This window comes from Spirosoma sp. KUDC1026, from assembly GCF_013375035.1.
In the GTDB taxonomy this organism is placed as follows: domain Bacteria; phylum Bacteroidota; class Bacteroidia; order Cytophagales; family Spirosomataceae; genus Spirosoma.
On sequence record NZ_CP056032.1, the window covers coordinates 5355943 to 5372652 of the forward strand.

Genomic DNA, 16710 nt, shown 5'->3' on the forward strand with positions numbered 1-16710 from the left:
AGTACATCCATGAATTTCAAGAAATCATCTATATATGTAGCGCTGGGGGTCTCGTTAACGATGACCGCCTGTACTGTTACGGATCTGCAGCCTCAGACCGCGCTATCTGAGACGACGGCATTCCAGACGCCAGAGCGTATTGCCCTGGCGGTAGCTGGTGTGTACGACGGAGGTCAGTCTGGTTTTTACGCGGGTGGCGCCGTTCGGGGCTACAACTTCGGCGCGGCTCACCTGGAACAGGGTGATGCACGCGGAGAAGACATGGCGCTGGCTGCTACCTTCTACGGTATCACCTACCAGAGCACGTATGACGCTAACCAACCGAACAATGTGTATTACTGGCAGAATGCCTATGCCATGATCAACCGGGCTAACGTCGTTATCGCGGGGTTGGCAACGGCTCAGCCATCGGCTTCATTAACTCAGGCACAAATCGATGCCTATGTAGCTGAGTGTCGGTACCTACGCGCTATGGCGCACCACTATCTGCTGGTTAACTTTTCGCGCCCGTTTGGTGATAACCCAACGGCAGCTGCGGGGGGTGTTCCTTACCGGACAACACCGGTAACGGGCGGTGCCAGTGTAAATGAAGCGATTCAGCAGGGACGTAACACAGTAGCTGAATGCTATGACCGGATCATCGAAGATCTGAATTACGCCGAAGAAAAACTGCCCGACACCCGAGCCGGTAACCTCAAGATCACCCGTGTTACCAAAGGAGCTGCTATTGCACTGAAAACCCGCGTGCGGCTACACCAGAACAACTGGGCCGAAGTAATCCGGGAAGCCAATAAACTGGTTCCAACGGCGGCACCGTTCACCAGCCCGATCGGCGCCTATGCACTGACCGGCTCACCGTTGGGCGCATTCGGTTCGGCGAACAAATCAAATTCGGAGTCGATCTTCTCGATGGAGAACAACGACGTGGACAACGCCGGTGTCAACGGTGCTCCGGCGGCCATGTACACTGCCAGCTCGCTCGGTGGTCGGGGTATTATCCTGATCAGCCCAATTCTGTGGAACCAGCCTTTCTTCCCAGCAGGTGACCTTCGGAAAGCAACGGGTACCGCCGTAGCGGCCGATCCCGCTTCGTCGTCAGGTAAAGGTGGGTATTTCACCCGTAAATACCCGGATGCAACGACACGGACGGAGAACGCTCCAATCATTCGTTACGCCGAGGTGCTGCTGAATTTGGCCGAAGCGCTATCGCGTTCGGGTAGTGCTGTCGACACACGGGCAGTGGCCCTGTTGAGCGCTGTTCGAAACCGTTCGGTAACGACGGCTGCGAATCAGTACACGGCCGCCAGCTTTGCTTCGGGTAACGAACTGACTCGTGCGATCATTAACGAGCGCCGTCCAGAGTTCCTGGCCGAAGGTCTGCGCTGGCTGGACATCCATCGTTTGTCGACGGACGCAACGTTCCGTCAAGCAGCGGGTATCCCGGCGAAAGCGGCTATCAGCATTACGAACTTCGCTCCGTTGTATACCAACACGGCAACCACGACGTTTCCGACAGAACCAGCTATTCCCTACAGCGATTACCGGTTCCTGTGGCCAATTCCGCTGGAAGAGATCAACAATAACCCCGTGTTAGCGACTCAGCAGAATCCTGGTTACTAAGTTTGCGTAACGTTCCCTAAAAAGGACCTCCCAGCAACTGGGAGGTCCTTTTTGCTTTTCATTCACTCTATAAGTTCCAGATTTTAGCTTCTATTTTTTCACTTGTTCACACCGGTTCCTGGCATTTTTTCAAAAAACTTTACGAGGGCTTAAAATATCTACCCTTCATTTGGCGACTACCTTACTAAGAGCAGCAGGTGCACTATTTAGCTGACGCATGGCATGCAATGTTACGCTAATCCTGTCCCTGCCGCTTCAGGTTAAACATCTCTAAACAAATGAATCGTATGGTTATTTGGCGCATAGCCGGTATAGCGCTGGTCGCAGGCCTGGCCCTTTTTCTGGTATCACTTCTTATCAAACTTGTCCTGGTCGTGCTGGCCGTTGGGCTTACGCTCCGGATAGTCGGTGGCTACATCGCCAGCCGCTTCTTTGGTGCGCAACTTGGTCGGGGACGGTGGCAGCAACCACAGATCATTTCGATCGACAACCCAACGCCTGCTTACCAGGCAATTCCTGTCACGGCCAGCTACGACCGGATTATTCCCATCGGCTAAGCCGGCCAATTTGAACAGTAACGAATTGAACAAACACACGTAAAGACAAGAGTCATGCATACTAAACAAGCGTATCAATCTGAATTTAAAGGTAATTGTGGCCCAATGGGCCGGGGTAAATTTGGTGGTCCCTGGGGTCGCGGCAAGTTCGGCGGCTTCTGGGCGCGTCAGGCAGGCGCTTTTGGTCAGCCTCCCGTAAACATTGAAGAAAACGGCTCGGAATACGTTATTTCGCTCTTCGCGGCCGGACTTCGGAAGGAGAACGTAACACTCACGGTGAAAGACGACGTCCTGCGGATTGCTCACCCGGAAGTAACTGCCGATACGTCGGCCAAATACACGTACCAGGATACAGCCAGCTTGGCTTTGAACGGTCGTTCCAACTAAACGGCAAGGTGCTGACGGATGGTATCTCGGCCAGCTATGCCGATGGTATTCTTCGGGTCACACTCCCAAAGAATCCGGAAACCAACGCCCCGGCGCAGACGATTAACGTAGCCTAACGACACGCTTGTTTTGACAGGATTGCAGGATTTCAGGAGAGCTATTGTCCTGCAATCCTGTCAAAACATAGCTCCATCTGGCCTGGCTTGGCGCCATCCATCCCGAAACCAGCGATGTTGGGCACTCGTTGCGTCGAATTTTCCTTATGCCTATGATTCTCCCCGTTTCAGTCGCCGATTTCCGGTGTCAGCCGTGAGTACCTTATCTGCCAACATACCGACCAATTACCGCCTGGCGCTGGCCATGAACGCGAACGATCAGCAACCATCTGCCCGCAGTTCCAGGCCGGACGCCCGTCAGCTCAGCGATACCATTCGCCGGGAGCAGGGGCGCTTGCTGGCATTTATCCGCAAACGACTGCCCGCGCCGGAAGATGCCGAAGACGTCATGCAGGACGTATTCATGGAGCTACTGGAAGCCTACGAGCTGGCTAACCCCATTGAGCGCGTAGCGTCGTGGCTATTTGCGGTGGCCCGGAATAAAATCAGTGACTGGTACCGGCGCGACCGGTCCAACAGTACCCGCACGATTTCGCTGGATGAGCCCGTCGGCGACGATGATCCGGACTCACCCGTACTCATGGAGTGGCTGGCGGTAGTCGACGGGGGTGGTCCGGAGAGTGAATTTTTTCGCGAGACGTTTATGGATGCCTTAACGGATGCCTTGGCCGAACTCCCCAGCGATCAGCGCGAGGTATTCGTGCAGCACGAACTCGAAGGAAAAAGCTTTAACGACATGGCCGACACCTGGAAGGTGCCTCTCAACACCCTACTGTCCCGGAAGCGGTATGCCGTGCTCCATCTCCGCAAACGCCTGCGCAACCTCTACGACGATTTTTCAATCGACTAATCCGACTCCCTGCAAAAGGCCGTAATTTTGCCGTTACTAACTTCCTTAACAAACCGGAACGTTTTACTTTCTACTATCCGATGAATCGACCCCGTTTTCGTCAGGCACTACGTATTGCCATGTTCGCCATCCTGTTTGCGGGGCTGGCTGGCTTTGCCGTGAAAACGCTCTGGAACGCGCTTCTCCCCGATATTACGGGCGTATCGACCATTACGTTCTGGCAGGCACTGGGTTTGCTGGTACTCAGTCGGATTTTGTTTGGTGGTTTCGGACGCGGGCCTGCCGGCTGGAAAAACCACGGGCAACCGGGAGTTGACGGTGGAGATTTTAAATCAAAATGGCGCAGAAAAATGGCCGAGCGCTGGCAGAAAATGACCCCCGAACAACAAGCTCAGGCGCGTCAGCACTGGTGCAACCGCTGGCAGGGCGAAGACCGATGGGGTAACGACAAATCGAATGATCGGGAATAAGCTGGCGTTAATCTCAACTCATACCAGTCCCCAAGCTAGTATACTTCATTAATAGCGTAGTCAGTTATTCATTTTATTCATCTACGGTATCTTACGCCTTTACCCTCATTTCTCAAAGTGTCTCTCCTTTATAATCATCTCTTTGTCTTTCCAGGCTGTAGAAACACTGCCAAATAATATAACGGTAGCCATTTATGCAATGATGACTACGGCCTCAACCAGATTGTCTGGTCAATGCCCCTATTCTTCCACTTTGTAGTCTTCGATCAAAACTGACTTAGCTAAGGTTCTCTACATTGAGCTGGCAAACCGTTAACACTCTCAACAAGGATTAACCTTGATTATGAGCAACTTTTATTTTAAATTTACAGTTGTAAAAATAAAAACGTAAAAAATGACGTACATCAGCGCACAACCGGAGATAACGACATCCTGGGACGACATCTGTTTTCCGATAGAGCCGGTGCTGCTGGCGGATCTATTACCTGATTACGACATCATCGCTACCGACCGCCAAAAACTAATCGTGGGGCAACGGGCGGGCGGGCGTAAAACGTTGTTTGGTATTCAGAGCGCTGATTATACGATTATCCCCAATCGAGCTATCCAGGAAGTCGTTGATGAGCTAATTCCGGATTACCAGCTCCTGATTAAACACACCAACACAGGTGAGTTTAGTATCAGCATTATCTTGCCTTCATCACTGTCGGTAGGCAGTGAGCAATTACAGCGCAGCCTGACTATTACCAATAGCTACAATGGGAAAACACCATTCAGTATTCAGGGGAAACCGCTGACGGCTCTATTAGATCCGGCAACGCATCTGGGCAGTAGCGTGTACCGCAACGTTTGTCAGAACGGATTGCTGGGCTGGGCTGATACTTTTGTCGACCTGGCTACCTATCAAAACTGGTTGGGTCATCTGGCAAAGGGGCCGATAAAAACACCGGCGGTCAAGACGCCGTCCTCTTCCCGATCACTACGGACAGCACCGGACATTCGTAAGCTTCATCAAAGTGCGCTAACAATCCCGCTTTTTCAGCAGCAACTGAATGAGTTACTGCTCGATCATCTAGCAACGGGCGTTACGTTAACGGCTACCGTATATGACCATTTTCAGCAAACAAACATAGTGGGAAATTATGAGCACGTTCTTCGGCAATTGCCTGTCCCTGTTCAGCTAGCTAAACAGGCTCGCGATCGGCTGCGGCTGGAAGAACGACTCTTGGACAAACCAGCCTCCTACTGGCTATTGTACAATGCTGTCAATTATGCCTTGTTTACCAGCCGCAGCAGCCTAACACTCAACGATCGGTATCGTCTGGACGAGCGGGTGTTTCATCATCTGGCTGCTCAGGCTTACGCCTGATCGCTGTTTCTACCCGCAGTGAATGTCCCCTGTTTATGTACCCTTTTAAACTCAACCGATATGTATTCACCTGATGTAGCCCTGGGATTAGGTAGCGTCGTTTATGCGCTAGCCAAGCTAGACGGAGATTTCCATAGAAAAGAAGCGCAGACTGTTCGATATCTGCTGGCTGATGAGCCGTATAGCGACTTAGCCATCTGTGCCTGTTTTTTACGGGATAACGCGGGTGAGACTGTTGGTGAGGCCCGCGCATTTAGCCTGCGCCGGATGAGCGATAAACGCATTGAATTAAACGCACAGACTAAAAAGCGGTTCATTGCTATCTTACTACGCGTGGCTCGGGCTCACGAAGGTATATCACGAGAAGAGCGGTCTTTCATTCGCCAGTTCTGGCGGGAATTACAACGGATTTAAGGATACTCACCTGGTTCCTTACCGCCTGTTACCGTAATACGTACCCAATTGACTACCACTCAGTCTACTGCACTACGACAGTACCGGAAGGGATTCTGTCAATCTTATTAACGTCAATCGCACATGTCAACCTTCATACATCATGACACCTTCTGCCAACACTCGTTCGCGCACGCGCTCTGTCTTGCTGATTATTTATTTAATAGGTCTGATTCTGACCAGTATCTTCTTGAGTCGCCGGCGGGCTCATAACGTTCAGGAAACCTCCTCTTCCATCTTCGAAGATCGACTGTTACCAACGAACATGCTGGTCAATCTAACGGCAACTGTTTATCGCAAACGACTGCTGTTAGAGACCTACGTATTGGCAACTCCCCAACCGGATATAAATGCAACAGGAGCATCACTTAACCGACTCAACCGGCGAACGGATTCTTTACTGACAGAATTTAGTAAGACCTCGCTGACAGTTAAGGAGGCCGAACAACTGCGCTTATTGAAACAGCAGCTAGCCGTTTATAATCAATTGGAAGGGGAGTTATCAACTCATTTGCTTGATCAACAGACCGCCCAAAAAGCTCTGTTTGCCGGTAGTGGTAGTACAGCCTTTGGGCAGGTAGCTCAAACGCTCGATGAGCTGGCTAATCTACAGGTTCAGGTTGGTGAAGAACTACTGGCTGAATCACGTGGAGAGACCAATTACATCTATGTCCTTACGGCGTTACAAATCGGATTGGTGCTGCTGATCGGGCTGAGTTTGTTCTGGTATCGCTTTTAACAAAGGCGCAGAACGGGAACGATTTGGCATTCCCGTTCTGCTTACGTTCCGATCAAGACAGTATAACAGCTAGATATAACTATACTGCGTCCCAGCAATCAGCCCATCCTTACAGTTTACATCAATACTGGTTTGCCCGCCGGAAATAACCTTAGTAAGTTTGTACACTCGAAAAACGTACTACGTATGATTCGCTTTTTCTTACTCGCTGGTTTATTGTCACTGGCTGGTGTGACGTCGGCCCAAACGACGACTCCTGCATCATCTACTGCGTCAGGGAACACTCTTTCATCCAGTGCGGCCAGCCAGACACCAACAACTGAGGCTGAAGCCAAAGCTCGTGATGCGGAATATGCCCAATGGAAAACCCGGTACGCTGCAAATCGGGCGTGGGTTGCCAATGAGATCAAGGAAATCCGCAGCGAAATTGCTACGCTGAAACAACGGAAACCGGGGGTTGACGAAACCTATTCCGATCTGCTCAACGGTTCCATCAACAACTGGAACCGCGACCGGACCGACTACGGCGACCCCGAGCAATTTGCCGATTGTAAGGAGGTTCTTGTCAATCTGAAAACATCCGTTCGGAACGAACTGACCAAAAAATAAGCTGTTTGGCTACGTAACAACGGGGCGTTTGTGGAGGTCAGGTCAGGCTGATGTACCTCCACAAACACCCCGTTAGTTTATTAATCCTCCCGCCCTTCTTTCCGGTTTGCATCGGCCATGCGGACGATCTTAGGCGAAAACTTCGCCAGCACCGCTACGAGATCGCGCTGAGCATCGATTACGGTTTCGATGTTCTTGTACACCATCGGCGCTTCATCCAGGTCACTGCCAATCAATTGAATTCCGGCTTCCCGAAGCGCCTGATCCAGCATGGGCCGCGTAATGGATGAAAAAGCTTTGGTGCGCGACATCAGGCGACCCGCTCCATGTGAGGCAGAATTCAGCGAATCGGCATTACCCAATCCACGAACGACAAAGCCCGGCTGTGTCATCGATCCCGGAATAATACCCAATACGTTGCTCCCGGCAGGGGTTGCCCCCTTGCGGTGAACAATCACCTCACATCCGTCCGCTAATTGCTCTTTCCAGGCAAAATTGTGGTGGTTCTCGATCATTACCAGCGGTTGTTCGTTCAGTGCTTTTGCCAGCTTGTTGTGGATTTCGTGGTGGTTTGCCGATGCGTACTCACCAGCCAGATTCATCGCGATCCAATACTCCTGTCCTTCTTCGGTGTCCAGATCAAGCCAGGCCAGGTGAGCGGCTTCTTTTGGTAAGCGCGTCTTCTGCATGGCTAGTTTGGAATAATAATTCGCTACGTTCCCCCCGAAGCCTCGTGAACCCGAATGCGAGAGTAGTGCCAGGTATGAACCCGGTGGCAGCGTCAGTCCCGCCTGATCAGCGTTCGTTTCGTGTTCGTAAACGTCGATGATCCCCCACTCGACAAAGTGGTTGCCGGTGCCGGAACTGCCCAGTTGACGATACGCTTTGTCTTTCAGGTCACGAATCACTTTGGTAGCCTGCCACTCGGGTAAGTCCATCACGCTCTCGTCGAACTTTGCGCGGGTTTCGCCCCCGATTCCGAATTTAGTCTGCTCCACCAGTGACTTTTTCAGCAGCTGCGATTCCCGTTCCAGAAAAGCCGGTGGCAGATCGAATACCGACAGGCACATCCGGCAGGCAATGTCAACACCTACCGCGTAGGGAATGACGGTATTGGCTTCCGTCGCCAGAACGCCCCCGATGGGTAGACCATACCCCTGGTGAGCGTCGGGCATGAGCGCCCCCGCTACCGAAATAGGCAGACTAGCCGCCGTGCGCATCTGTAGTAACGCGCCTTCCTCGATCTGATCCGCTCCGAATACAGCATAGGGCAATGGTTCCGGCCGTAGGTCGAACGCACTTTGCGCCTGTTTCTCGGCAGTGTCCAATACGTAAGGCGCTGGCTCAGCCGGCAGATAGGTTGCGCCTGCTTCGCTAAGTGGAACGGAAATCCCCTGTTTGTTCAGGTCATAAATTTGCCGGGCCAGATTCGTCACCTTGTTTTTTGAATACGCAAACTTCTTCGGGTCCCGGAGCAGTTGTGCCAGCATGCCCATTACTTTTTCTTTGGAGTAGTCGGCCCGTTGTATAAGGCCGTTGGCAACACGAAGGAAAGACGAGTGTAACTCGTCGGGAATTGGTCCTAGCGTCAGAATATCGTCAATAATAATTAGAGGTTCCATTGGAGAAAGTGGTTTCGTAGGGGTCTGACAGACAGCACCAACAGACTGATACGTTTTCAGAGTTAAGGTTTTTTAGTCGCGCGTTCGCGGACGAAAAGATGCTTGAGCTGATCGACCATTGAGCCATCGTTCGACACAGAGATCGAATTGATCTTATCAGCAATCTTCTCGACGTACTCCATTTCCTTCAGCTTCCAGAGCATTTCGTTGTCTTCCATCAGTTTGGCGGTGTTCAGCAGACTGCGGGTCGACGCGGTCTCCTCCCGGCGCATGATGCTGTTGGCCTGCGCTTTCTTTTCAGCCATGAGTACCTGGTTCATAATGTCGCGCATGTCGCCCGGCAGGATAATGTCGCGAACGCCACCGCCCCGCAGATCAACGCCCAGTTGAGCGGCTTTCTGCGTTGTGGCAGCCAGCACAAACGGTGCGAGTTCGCCTTTGCGGTCCAGCAGTTCATCGAGCGTCAGACCGCCAACATATTCCCGCAAAGCCAACTGAACGGCGACGTAGAGCTGCTTATCGTACTCCCGGTTTTCCACCAGTGCCTTAATGATGTCCCCAACCTGGTACTGCAGGTAGAAGCTCAGCCGCAGCGACGCTTTGTCTTTGGTCAGCATTTCCTGCCCCGACACTTCCATCTGTTGCTGGCGCGTGTCGGCCTTAACGACCTGGATGGGCGTGCTATTTTTCCACCAGTGATACGTCCCCGGCGTTACGATCCGGTCAAATTTCCAGTCGATGAACAGGACGCCCCGTTCGTGCGCTTCGACCGTAAACGACCGAACGTAAGAAGATAATGATGTGGATAGAAGTGATGATAAAGCAATAGTATCCGGGATAACGATCTGGCTCAGATCGGCTTTGACGTATTCGTACTGTTTGACGCCTTTCCAGAACGCCCATCGCCCGGCTGGTAGCACCGCGCGGAATAGTCGAACCGAGTCGGTTAGCTCATATTGCAGCGCGATTTCGTTATTGGGCACCGTAATCACATCCAGTACAGCCGCTACGTCCGGGTACGTCATCAGGATAGCCAGATCGACTGGCGGATTCTGCAGCCGCTCCCCCCGGTTATAGGTATGTACCGTTTCGCCCGGCCAGAGCCAGTGCGTCCCTTCCGATAACAGTCGTTTAAAGCCTCCCTGTTTGAAGACCAGTCCGATTTGCCAGGTCTGAATGTGTACCGTTTTCATGCTCGTATCGATTAATATGTAGTGTGTTCACGTTGGTAAAGTCAGTTTGAAGCTATCCGTTCAGTCAGGGCGGAAGCCGGGTTAGCGTCTGTTGCTGTACCGGGTTTTGCGTCATTTAGCGAATCGATTTGTCCTTCGGTGCTGGCATTTGCCAGGGCTGGAGAAACGGATCGAATCATAAGTACAGCGCAAGTACCGGTACGTCCGCAAACGCGGTGTCGGCCTGCTGGCTCGGGCTAAACTGTTACGTAGATGGACGAGCCAGCAACGTAGCGGGATAGCTTCCAACCGATTTCTGTGGTGGCCTTTTTAGAAGTGGCCGTCTTCGCTGGAGACCATTTTTAGAAGTGGTCATCTTCCCATCCACCGGATCAACGTTATACCCGTTGACGCAGGAGTCGAACCTGCCTGTATCGACAGCAACCCGTCATTACCAACAGCATATCGAATCAGCCAGGGGCTACGACACTACGGGGCTTTGACACCCGCGTCAGGTTTGATACGACTGTTCCTGTCGCGACGGCCCGTTTCCGAACCGCCGTGACAAAGGTTGGCGGCATCTGCGCAGTGTTTTTGCGCAGTTCAGATTTTTTTTCAACTTTCCTAAAAAATTATCCGAATCCGATGCCCGCCAATCGAAACGCCCTCATTCGCTATAAAACGCTGGATGCCTGCCTGCGCAATCGGCAGCACAAGTGGACACTTGAGAACCTGATCGAGAAGGTTTCGGAAGCGCTCTATGAGTACGAAGGCATCGACAAAGGCATCAGTCGACGCACCGTTCAGGCCGATCTGCAACTGATGCGCAGTGATAAACTGGGCTATTATGCGCCCATCGTTGTGGTCGACAAAAAGTATTATACGTATAGCGACCCAACGTATAGCATCACTAACATACCCTTGTCGGATAGTGACCTGACCCGAATCAACGAAGCGGTGGAAGTCCTGAAGCAGTTCAAGGGGTTCTCGCATTTTACAGCGCTCAACGAGGTCGTACAGAAGCTGGAGGGGCAGGTGTATTCAACCGCGCAGAAATCAGTTCCGGTGATTGATTTTGAGAAAAACGAAAGCCTGAAGGGAATTCACCGGCTGGACGAACTGTACCAGGCCGTTATTCAACAGCGGGCTCTGCGGCTGACGTACCAATCCTTTCAGGCCCGGAACTCCCAGCAGATCGTTTTCCACATATGGTGGCTGAAAGAGTACAAAAACCGCTGGTTTGCGGTAGGCGTCTGCGATGGCAAACGGTACGTCATGAACCTGGCGCTGGACCGAATAATCGCCGTCGAACCGGCTGCCGACGTTACGTACCGCCCAAACCAGCAACTCGATCCGGAAACCTACTACCGGGACGTTATCGGCGCAACGGTCAGTCCAACGTTACGGCCTATGCGGGTGAAGCTCTTTGTCAGCCAGCTACAGGCCCCCTACGTCGAAACAAAACCGCTTCACCATTCGCAGCAGGTACTGGAACGGACCAAGGACGGCATTGTCATTCAGTTGCTGGTGCAGCACAACTTTGAGTTGGAGCGCGAAATCCTGTCCTTCTGCGAATACATCACCGTCCTGGAACCCGAGCGGCTCCGCCGAACGATTCAGCAACGGCTCGGAACGGGGGCCGCCAATTATCCTAAGCTTCCTCTTCCGCCAGAAGATGTCACCAGTTGAAAACCACAATCCCTGTTTTCGGAGTTATTGATGTAAATACATCGTTATGATTCACCAACCACAGATCAGGGATTTAGCCGTTATCAGCGATCAGCAAACCTGCGCGCTGCTCGATAAACAGGGGACAATCAGTTGGTACTGCCCCACCCGCTTCGACAACGACGCTGTCTTTTCACTTCTGCTCGACGAACAAAAAGGTGGCTACTGGTCAGTTGACGCCGAAAGCAAGACGTTTGTCAGCCGGGGGTACGAAGACCGTAGCAGTATTCTAACCACTAATTTTACGATTGGCGGACAGCCGTTTTCCATTACAGACTGGATGCCAACTCAGTCCCGGTCTGGCGCGACCCGGTCTGGCGCGACCCGGTCTGGCGCGACCCGAGGAGCTCAGGATGAGGAAACTCAGGTCGAACCCGCTGCGGCATTGATCAACGGTATCTGTCGGCAGTTTTCGACGGCCCCTGTTGACGTTATCAACCGCATCCGGCTCAAACCCGATTTTGGGCTACGGGACAGTATCCCGACCCTGTCTGAGGATACTCGTTCGGCGGCATTTCCTTCGGTTAAGCTCTGCCTGAAAACATCGCATCCGCTGACGCAGGACGACAACGGGCTGCTATTCACTATTCCGGCTGGCGAAACCGGCTGGGCTGTCCTCATCGACGAACGTGAAAGCCAGACCGACGTAACGCCCTGGCTTCTGAACGACTTACTACAGCAGACCCGGAAAACCTGGGCGCATCTGGCGTCGCTGCTGGTGTACAAAGGCCCCTACGAGAACGAAGTCAACGACTCGATCCGGGCGATTCAGCAGTTGACGTACGAAAAAACCGGCGGTATCATTGCCGCGGCCACGACGTCGCTCCCGGAAGTAATTGGCGGTGAGCGAAACTACGATTACCGCTACGTCTGGATGCGGGACGTAGCCTTGATTACGGGCGCGCTGGCACAGGTTGACGAGGTGGGCGAAGTGGAAGAAAATTTTCTGTCGTTCATGTGTGGTGCCCTGGGCGAAAACAAGCAGAACAACCTATCGCCATTTTACAGCGTTGAAAAAGACATTATCTCCAGCGCCGAACACCTGGAATTGGCTGGCTATAAAGCCAGCACGCCCGTGCAGATCGGCAATACCGCCAGCAAGCAACTTCAGCTTGACAGCGACGCCAACGTACTGCTCGCGGCCAAACTGATTTACGACCGATTCGGCAAAAAGCAGCACTGGGACGCTGTTTGCAAAGTCGCTGACTTCCTGGCCGAAAACTGGCAGCGTGAAGACAACGGTATCTGGGAGGAATCAAGTACAAAGCAGTACACAACCGGCAAGGCCTACACCGCCCGCGGGCTGGAGTTTATGGCGAAGTACGCTGACACCCCCGCTCAGGCGACGTACTGGAAAGAGACAGCCACCAAAATCCGGAAGTTTGTGTACGACCACTGCCTGACCAGCAAAGGTGCTTTTGCTGTTTACGCAGGTTCAGAAGATGTTGATATTGCGACGGCCTTGTTTACTCCCTGGTCGTACGTCGAGCCGGACAGCCCCGAAATGAAAGCGACGATTCAGGCGCTCGAAACCAACTACTGCCGCGACAACCTGTACTGGCGTCACCTGGAAGAATTTGATTCGAGCAAAGAAGGCGCGTTCCTGGCTGGTACGTTCTGGATGTCACACCATTATGCCATTGCGGGTAATCTACCCAAAGCTAAAGCCATTCTCGAAGCAGGACTGAAATACCAGAACGACCTGGGTTATTTCAGCGAGGAAGCGGGTGTCAAGACGGGCGAGATGCTGGGCAATTTCCCGCAGACATTTGTGCATTCGTCCTTTGTTTGTGCGGCTCATGGCATCAAGATGGCGATGGCCGGCAAAGACAGCCGGGCTTTTTAGGCCTCATTTTTACTCCCCTGCCCCACCTGGTTTTATAGGCTAATCTTGTCGGTGGTTAGCTCTGACCACCCCCTACCCCCTCCTAGAAAATTAGGAGGGGGCGAAAAAGGTCACTTCTGCTTGTTCCCCTCCTGTTTTAGCCGGGCCGCCGTTGCGGAGGGGCTAGGGGTGATCAGAGCGAAACCCCTACAGGATTAGATTTTAGGAGGGGGGTTGGGGTTTCACGAGGTGGTGAATCGAACTTATTTTGCCGCAAGCCCCCCCTGCCCCCTCCTAATTTTACAGGAGGGGCTAGGGGGGGTGATATCTACACGCCTAAAAGATTAGCAACAGGAGAGAGGATTGAGATGGTAGTCCAACACGGATCTAGCAGATCACTCACTCTTTTTACGCTGCGACTGGTCGACGCAGTTGGTGAGCGCCCGGTAGGTATGGTAAGCCGCTTTCCAGATATGCCCTTTCTGAGCGGTCTTCCGTTCGGGATTTTTATCGAGCCCTTCTTCGTACCAATCGCCGTGCTTATGGTCGATCAAGTATGTCTGGCAGTACGTCCACAGGAGTTTATACTGATCAAAATACCGCATGGGATCGTTTGGAAAGCGGTTGGCCATGAGTAGCAGTGTGTTCAGTCCCTCAGCTTGTGACCACCAGTTTTTGCTGTCGCGAATAATGGTCATACCGGGCTTGTCTTTAAAGTAATACCCTTGGTCGTAAAACCCACCGGCTTGTTTGTCCCAGCCGTTTCGCAGCGCCTGGTCAACCATTCGCTTACCCACCGCCAGAGTTTTGGTGTCATTTTTTAGACCCAGTGAATGCGACGCTTCCAGCAGGAGGTAAGCCGTTTCGACATCATGCCCAAACGACACGTGATCTACGTAGCGGTGCTTCAGTACAACAGCTTCCGACGAATCCCGAAACGAAACAGGCGTCCAGTCGGGTTGCAGGAACAAGACCAAATTCCCGTTGGGCGTGGTAATCACGTCACGAACCAGATGAAGCAGTTCGTCCAGCCGCTCGCGTACCAGTGGATCGGGCCATACCGCATAGAGTTCAGTCAGGGCTTCCAGCAGATGGATCGAGCTGTTCTGATCTTTATAACCCACCGTGGACGTAGAGGGCGTAGCTGAATCCCGTTTAATGGGCGTACCATCCCGGTGCAGGTTCTGGAAGTAGCCTTTGTGCACGGGATCATGGCTGTGCTGTTCAAGCCAGGCGAATGACTTCTTCGCCAGATTCAGGGCCGCCGTGTCCTTCGACAGGTGATAATACGCGCTAAGCGCATAAAGCCCGAATGCATTGCCGTAGGCTTCTTTCTCGCCGTTGCCTTTTACATTACCCTGCCGGTCGACCAGGTTGTAAAAACCGCCGTACTGCTTATCCCACATGACGTCCCGCAGAAACTGGAAACCGTGTGCGGCATTGCTTCTGTAATGAGCTACGGCGGGATACCGCTCGGCAGCTTTAGCAGTGGTCCAGGTATGGCGGGCCTGCGTTACGATCATTTTGTCCTGCGGCCCCGTCGGCTTAAAGTCGTAGGTAAAGGTGCTCAGGAAACCACCGTACAGCGTATCGACGGCCCGCGGATACCAGCGGTTGAGCATTTCCGTCTGCACCGATTTTTCCATCTCGGCCGCGATCCGTGCTCGGTCATCCGTTTTTTTCTGTGCCCATCCTGGTTGCGCCAGGCCAACGCTCATCAGCAGGCAATTAGCCAGAAATACGTACTTGCTCATAAGTCAAACGGTCGAAAAAGGTGGCTGATTACCGGCGCAGGTTCTGGGTCATATACACTCGCATGAGTCGTTCGAGGAATTTGGGCGTATCAATGTACGTGCTAATTTCGGCGTTGGGTGTCTGATTAGCGACCAGCCTTGTGTAGCCCGCATCATCGACCGTTACGTGCCCCGGCTGCGTTTTGAAGAGGTCGGGCCAGAGCACCATACCTACGGCTACCGCATCGTAGAGAACCGGGTCCCGGTCGTAGTTCCAAAGGGGTTGTAAGCCACATAACGCGCTTGTCAATGGGCTTTGCCGCATCAGCAATTTCTGTCGAAAAGCGGCATCAGCTTTCACGAAGGTCGTTACGTCCAGGCCGGCGTAGGTGATCGGGACACCACAATTCACAAACTGCTTGGCCGCCGGAACATCAACAAATACGTTCCATTCTTTATCGGGTGTGGGCGAGCCGTTGTAGCCGATGTGAAAGGACCCAAACATGGCCACTACGCGCTTGGCCAGCTTCAGCGCTTCCGGATCGCGTTTGATTAAATCGGCCATATTCTGCACCGGCCCTACCGAAATGACCGTCACCTGACCGGGATACTTGCGAAGTTGTTCACGAATAAAATCGACTGCGGGTTGCTGGATCGGCTTCTTGTGGGTGAAGTTTTTGGCGTAATGAAACTGATCGGCGTACCAGTTGGCGCGTTCGTTCATCTGCCGGGTGTCGCGCCCCATGACTACCGGAATACTGTCCAGCCCCCAGTCGTAAAGGAGTTGACAAGCCAGTCGGGCCCGATCGTCAGTACGTCCGTAGCAGGTCGTTACACCCAATACTTCCAGATCCGGGCTAGCGCAGAGCAGCGCCAGCGCGTACGCATCATCAATGTCGTCGCCCAGATCACAGTCAAAAATTACCTTCATTCGGGTTTCTCGTACAGGAGTACGGGTTTGCTGCTGCGCTGTCGCCGTCAGTATGCTGGCGGCAAGAATGAACATCAGTTGAACACCAATACGTTGAAGCAGTCGTCGCATACTAAGGTGGGTAAAACCACAAAAGAGTAGAATCAGACCAAGCTACTGACTGACTTCCCAGTAGTTCCCTCTACGCAACAACTTCTCGAATCGACATTATCTACTGTCAGCGCCATGATCTGGAAGTTAACTAGCGTTCGGCTTTTCATCGCTCGCAGCACGCAGGTCTTTCGACCAACGTGGTTGCCGTTTGTTCTATTCATTGTCTTACCTGAACCATCAATCGGCCAGACTATACCCTACTCCTACACGAAGGCAGATACCATTCAAACCATTCAGCGCCTATTTGACGACAAACGAGCGGGTGGGCGGGTAACAAGAGCAGTAGGCGGTTCGCTGGCAGTTATCGGAGCCGGTGCGGGATTGTTTGTCGGTGGGGCCGTCGCATTAATTAGCCTAGGACAAAAAAATGAGATCC

The 16710-nt window shown here is 52.7% G+C and carries 16 protein-coding genes; 12 read left to right on the plus strand and 4 right to left on the minus strand.

The annotated features are described in order from the left end of the window. Positions 1 to 9: 9 nt before the first annotated feature. From HU175_RS22575 to HU175_RS22615, 10 genes are all read left to right on the plus strand, one after another. On the plus strand, positions 10 to 1620 hold the full coding sequence (locus tag HU175_RS22575) for a RagB/SusD family nutrient uptake outer membrane protein (RefSeq protein ID WP_176568727.1): 1611 nt from the start codon (positions 10 to 12) through the stop codon (positions 1618 to 1620). Positions 1621 to 1898: 278 nt separating this feature from the next. Then, positions 1899 to 2177: a hypothetical protein gene (locus HU175_RS22580; RefSeq protein ID WP_176568728.1), complete on the plus strand. Its 279-nt coding sequence runs from the start codon at positions 1899 to 1901 to the stop codon at positions 2175 to 2177. Between the two features lie 54 nt (positions 2178 to 2231). Then, positions 2232 to 2564, plus strand: a complete 333-nt coding sequence (locus HU175_RS22585; RefSeq protein ID WP_228724247.1) for a hypothetical protein — start codon at positions 2232 to 2234, stop codon at positions 2562 to 2564. A gap of 8 nt (positions 2565 to 2572) precedes the next feature. Next, complete coding sequence (locus HU175_RS24900; RefSeq protein WP_255433079.1) at positions 2573 to 2680, plus strand: Hsp20 family protein; 108 nt, start codon at positions 2573 to 2575, stop codon at positions 2678 to 2680. A gap of 193 nt (positions 2681 to 2873) precedes the next feature. Further along, the gene (locus tag HU175_RS22590) at positions 2874 to 3530 is read left to right on the plus strand and encodes an RNA polymerase sigma factor (protein WP_228724248.1); all 657 of its coding nucleotides are present in this window, start codon (positions 2874 to 2876) and stop codon (positions 3528 to 3530) included. 80 nt (positions 3531 to 3610) lie between these two features. Next, the gene (locus HU175_RS22595) at positions 3611 to 4000 is read left to right on the plus strand and encodes a hypothetical protein (RefSeq protein WP_176568729.1); all 390 of its coding nucleotides are present in this window, start codon (positions 3611 to 3613) and stop codon (positions 3998 to 4000) included. A 394-nt stretch (positions 4001 to 4394) separates the two neighbouring features. Beyond that, positions 4395 to 5369: a hypothetical protein gene (locus HU175_RS22600; RefSeq protein ID WP_176568730.1), complete on the plus strand. Its 975-nt coding sequence runs from the start codon at positions 4395 to 4397 to the stop codon at positions 5367 to 5369. A 60-nt stretch (positions 5370 to 5429) separates the two neighbouring features. After that, entirely contained in the window at positions 5430 to 5783 is a 354-nt protein-coding gene (locus HU175_RS22605) for a TerB family tellurite resistance protein (RefSeq protein ID WP_176568731.1), read from the plus strand. Between the two features lie 142 nt (positions 5784 to 5925). After that, the gene (locus tag HU175_RS22610; protein WP_176568732.1) at positions 5926 to 6561 is read left to right on the plus strand and encodes an MCP four helix bundle domain-containing protein; all 636 of its coding nucleotides are present in this window, start codon (positions 5926 to 5928) and stop codon (positions 6559 to 6561) included. Between the two features lie 186 nt (positions 6562 to 6747). Then, a complete protein-coding gene (locus HU175_RS22615) occupies positions 6748 to 7170 on the plus strand; it encodes a hypothetical protein (protein WP_176568733.1) in 423 nt (140 codons plus the stop codon). An 80-nt stretch (positions 7171 to 7250) separates the two neighbouring features. Here HU175_RS22615 and HU175_RS22620 read toward each other — a convergent pair whose 3' ends face one another. Beyond that, entirely contained in the window at positions 7251 to 8792 is a 1542-nt protein-coding gene (locus HU175_RS22620) for an RtcB family protein (RefSeq protein WP_176568734.1), read from the minus strand. Between the two features lie 62 nt (positions 8793 to 8854). Beyond that, positions 8855 to 9985: a slipin family protein gene (locus HU175_RS22625; protein ID WP_176568735.1), complete on the minus strand. Its 1131-nt coding sequence runs from the start codon at positions 9983 to 9985 to the stop codon at positions 8855 to 8857. A gap of 624 nt (positions 9986 to 10609) precedes the next feature. Here HU175_RS22625 and HU175_RS22630 point away from each other — a divergent pair. After that, the gene (locus tag HU175_RS22630) at positions 10610 to 11653 is read left to right on the plus strand and encodes a helix-turn-helix transcriptional regulator (RefSeq protein ID WP_176568736.1); all 1044 of its coding nucleotides are present in this window, start codon (positions 10610 to 10612) and stop codon (positions 11651 to 11653) included. Positions 11654 to 11699: 46 nt separating this feature from the next. Next, positions 11700 to 13538: a glycoside hydrolase family 15 protein gene (locus HU175_RS22635; RefSeq protein WP_176568737.1), complete on the plus strand. Its 1839-nt coding sequence runs from the start codon at positions 11700 to 11702 to the stop codon at positions 13536 to 13538. A 374-nt stretch (positions 13539 to 13912) separates the two neighbouring features. On the opposite strand, the gene HU175_RS22640 is transcribed toward HU175_RS22635, so the two are convergent. Both HU175_RS22640 and HU175_RS22645 read right to left on the minus strand, forming a co-directional pair. After that, positions 13913 to 15271 carry an AGE family epimerase/isomerase gene (locus HU175_RS22640; protein WP_176568738.1) on the minus strand — a complete coding sequence of 453 codons (1359 nt, stop codon included), beginning with the start codon at positions 15269 to 15271 and terminating at the stop codon, positions 13913 to 13915. A 28-nt stretch (positions 15272 to 15299) separates the two neighbouring features. Then, entirely contained in the window at positions 15300 to 16292 is a 993-nt protein-coding gene (locus HU175_RS22645; RefSeq protein WP_228724249.1) for a nucleoside hydrolase, read from the minus strand. Between the last annotated feature and the right edge of the window lie 418 nt (positions 16293 to 16710).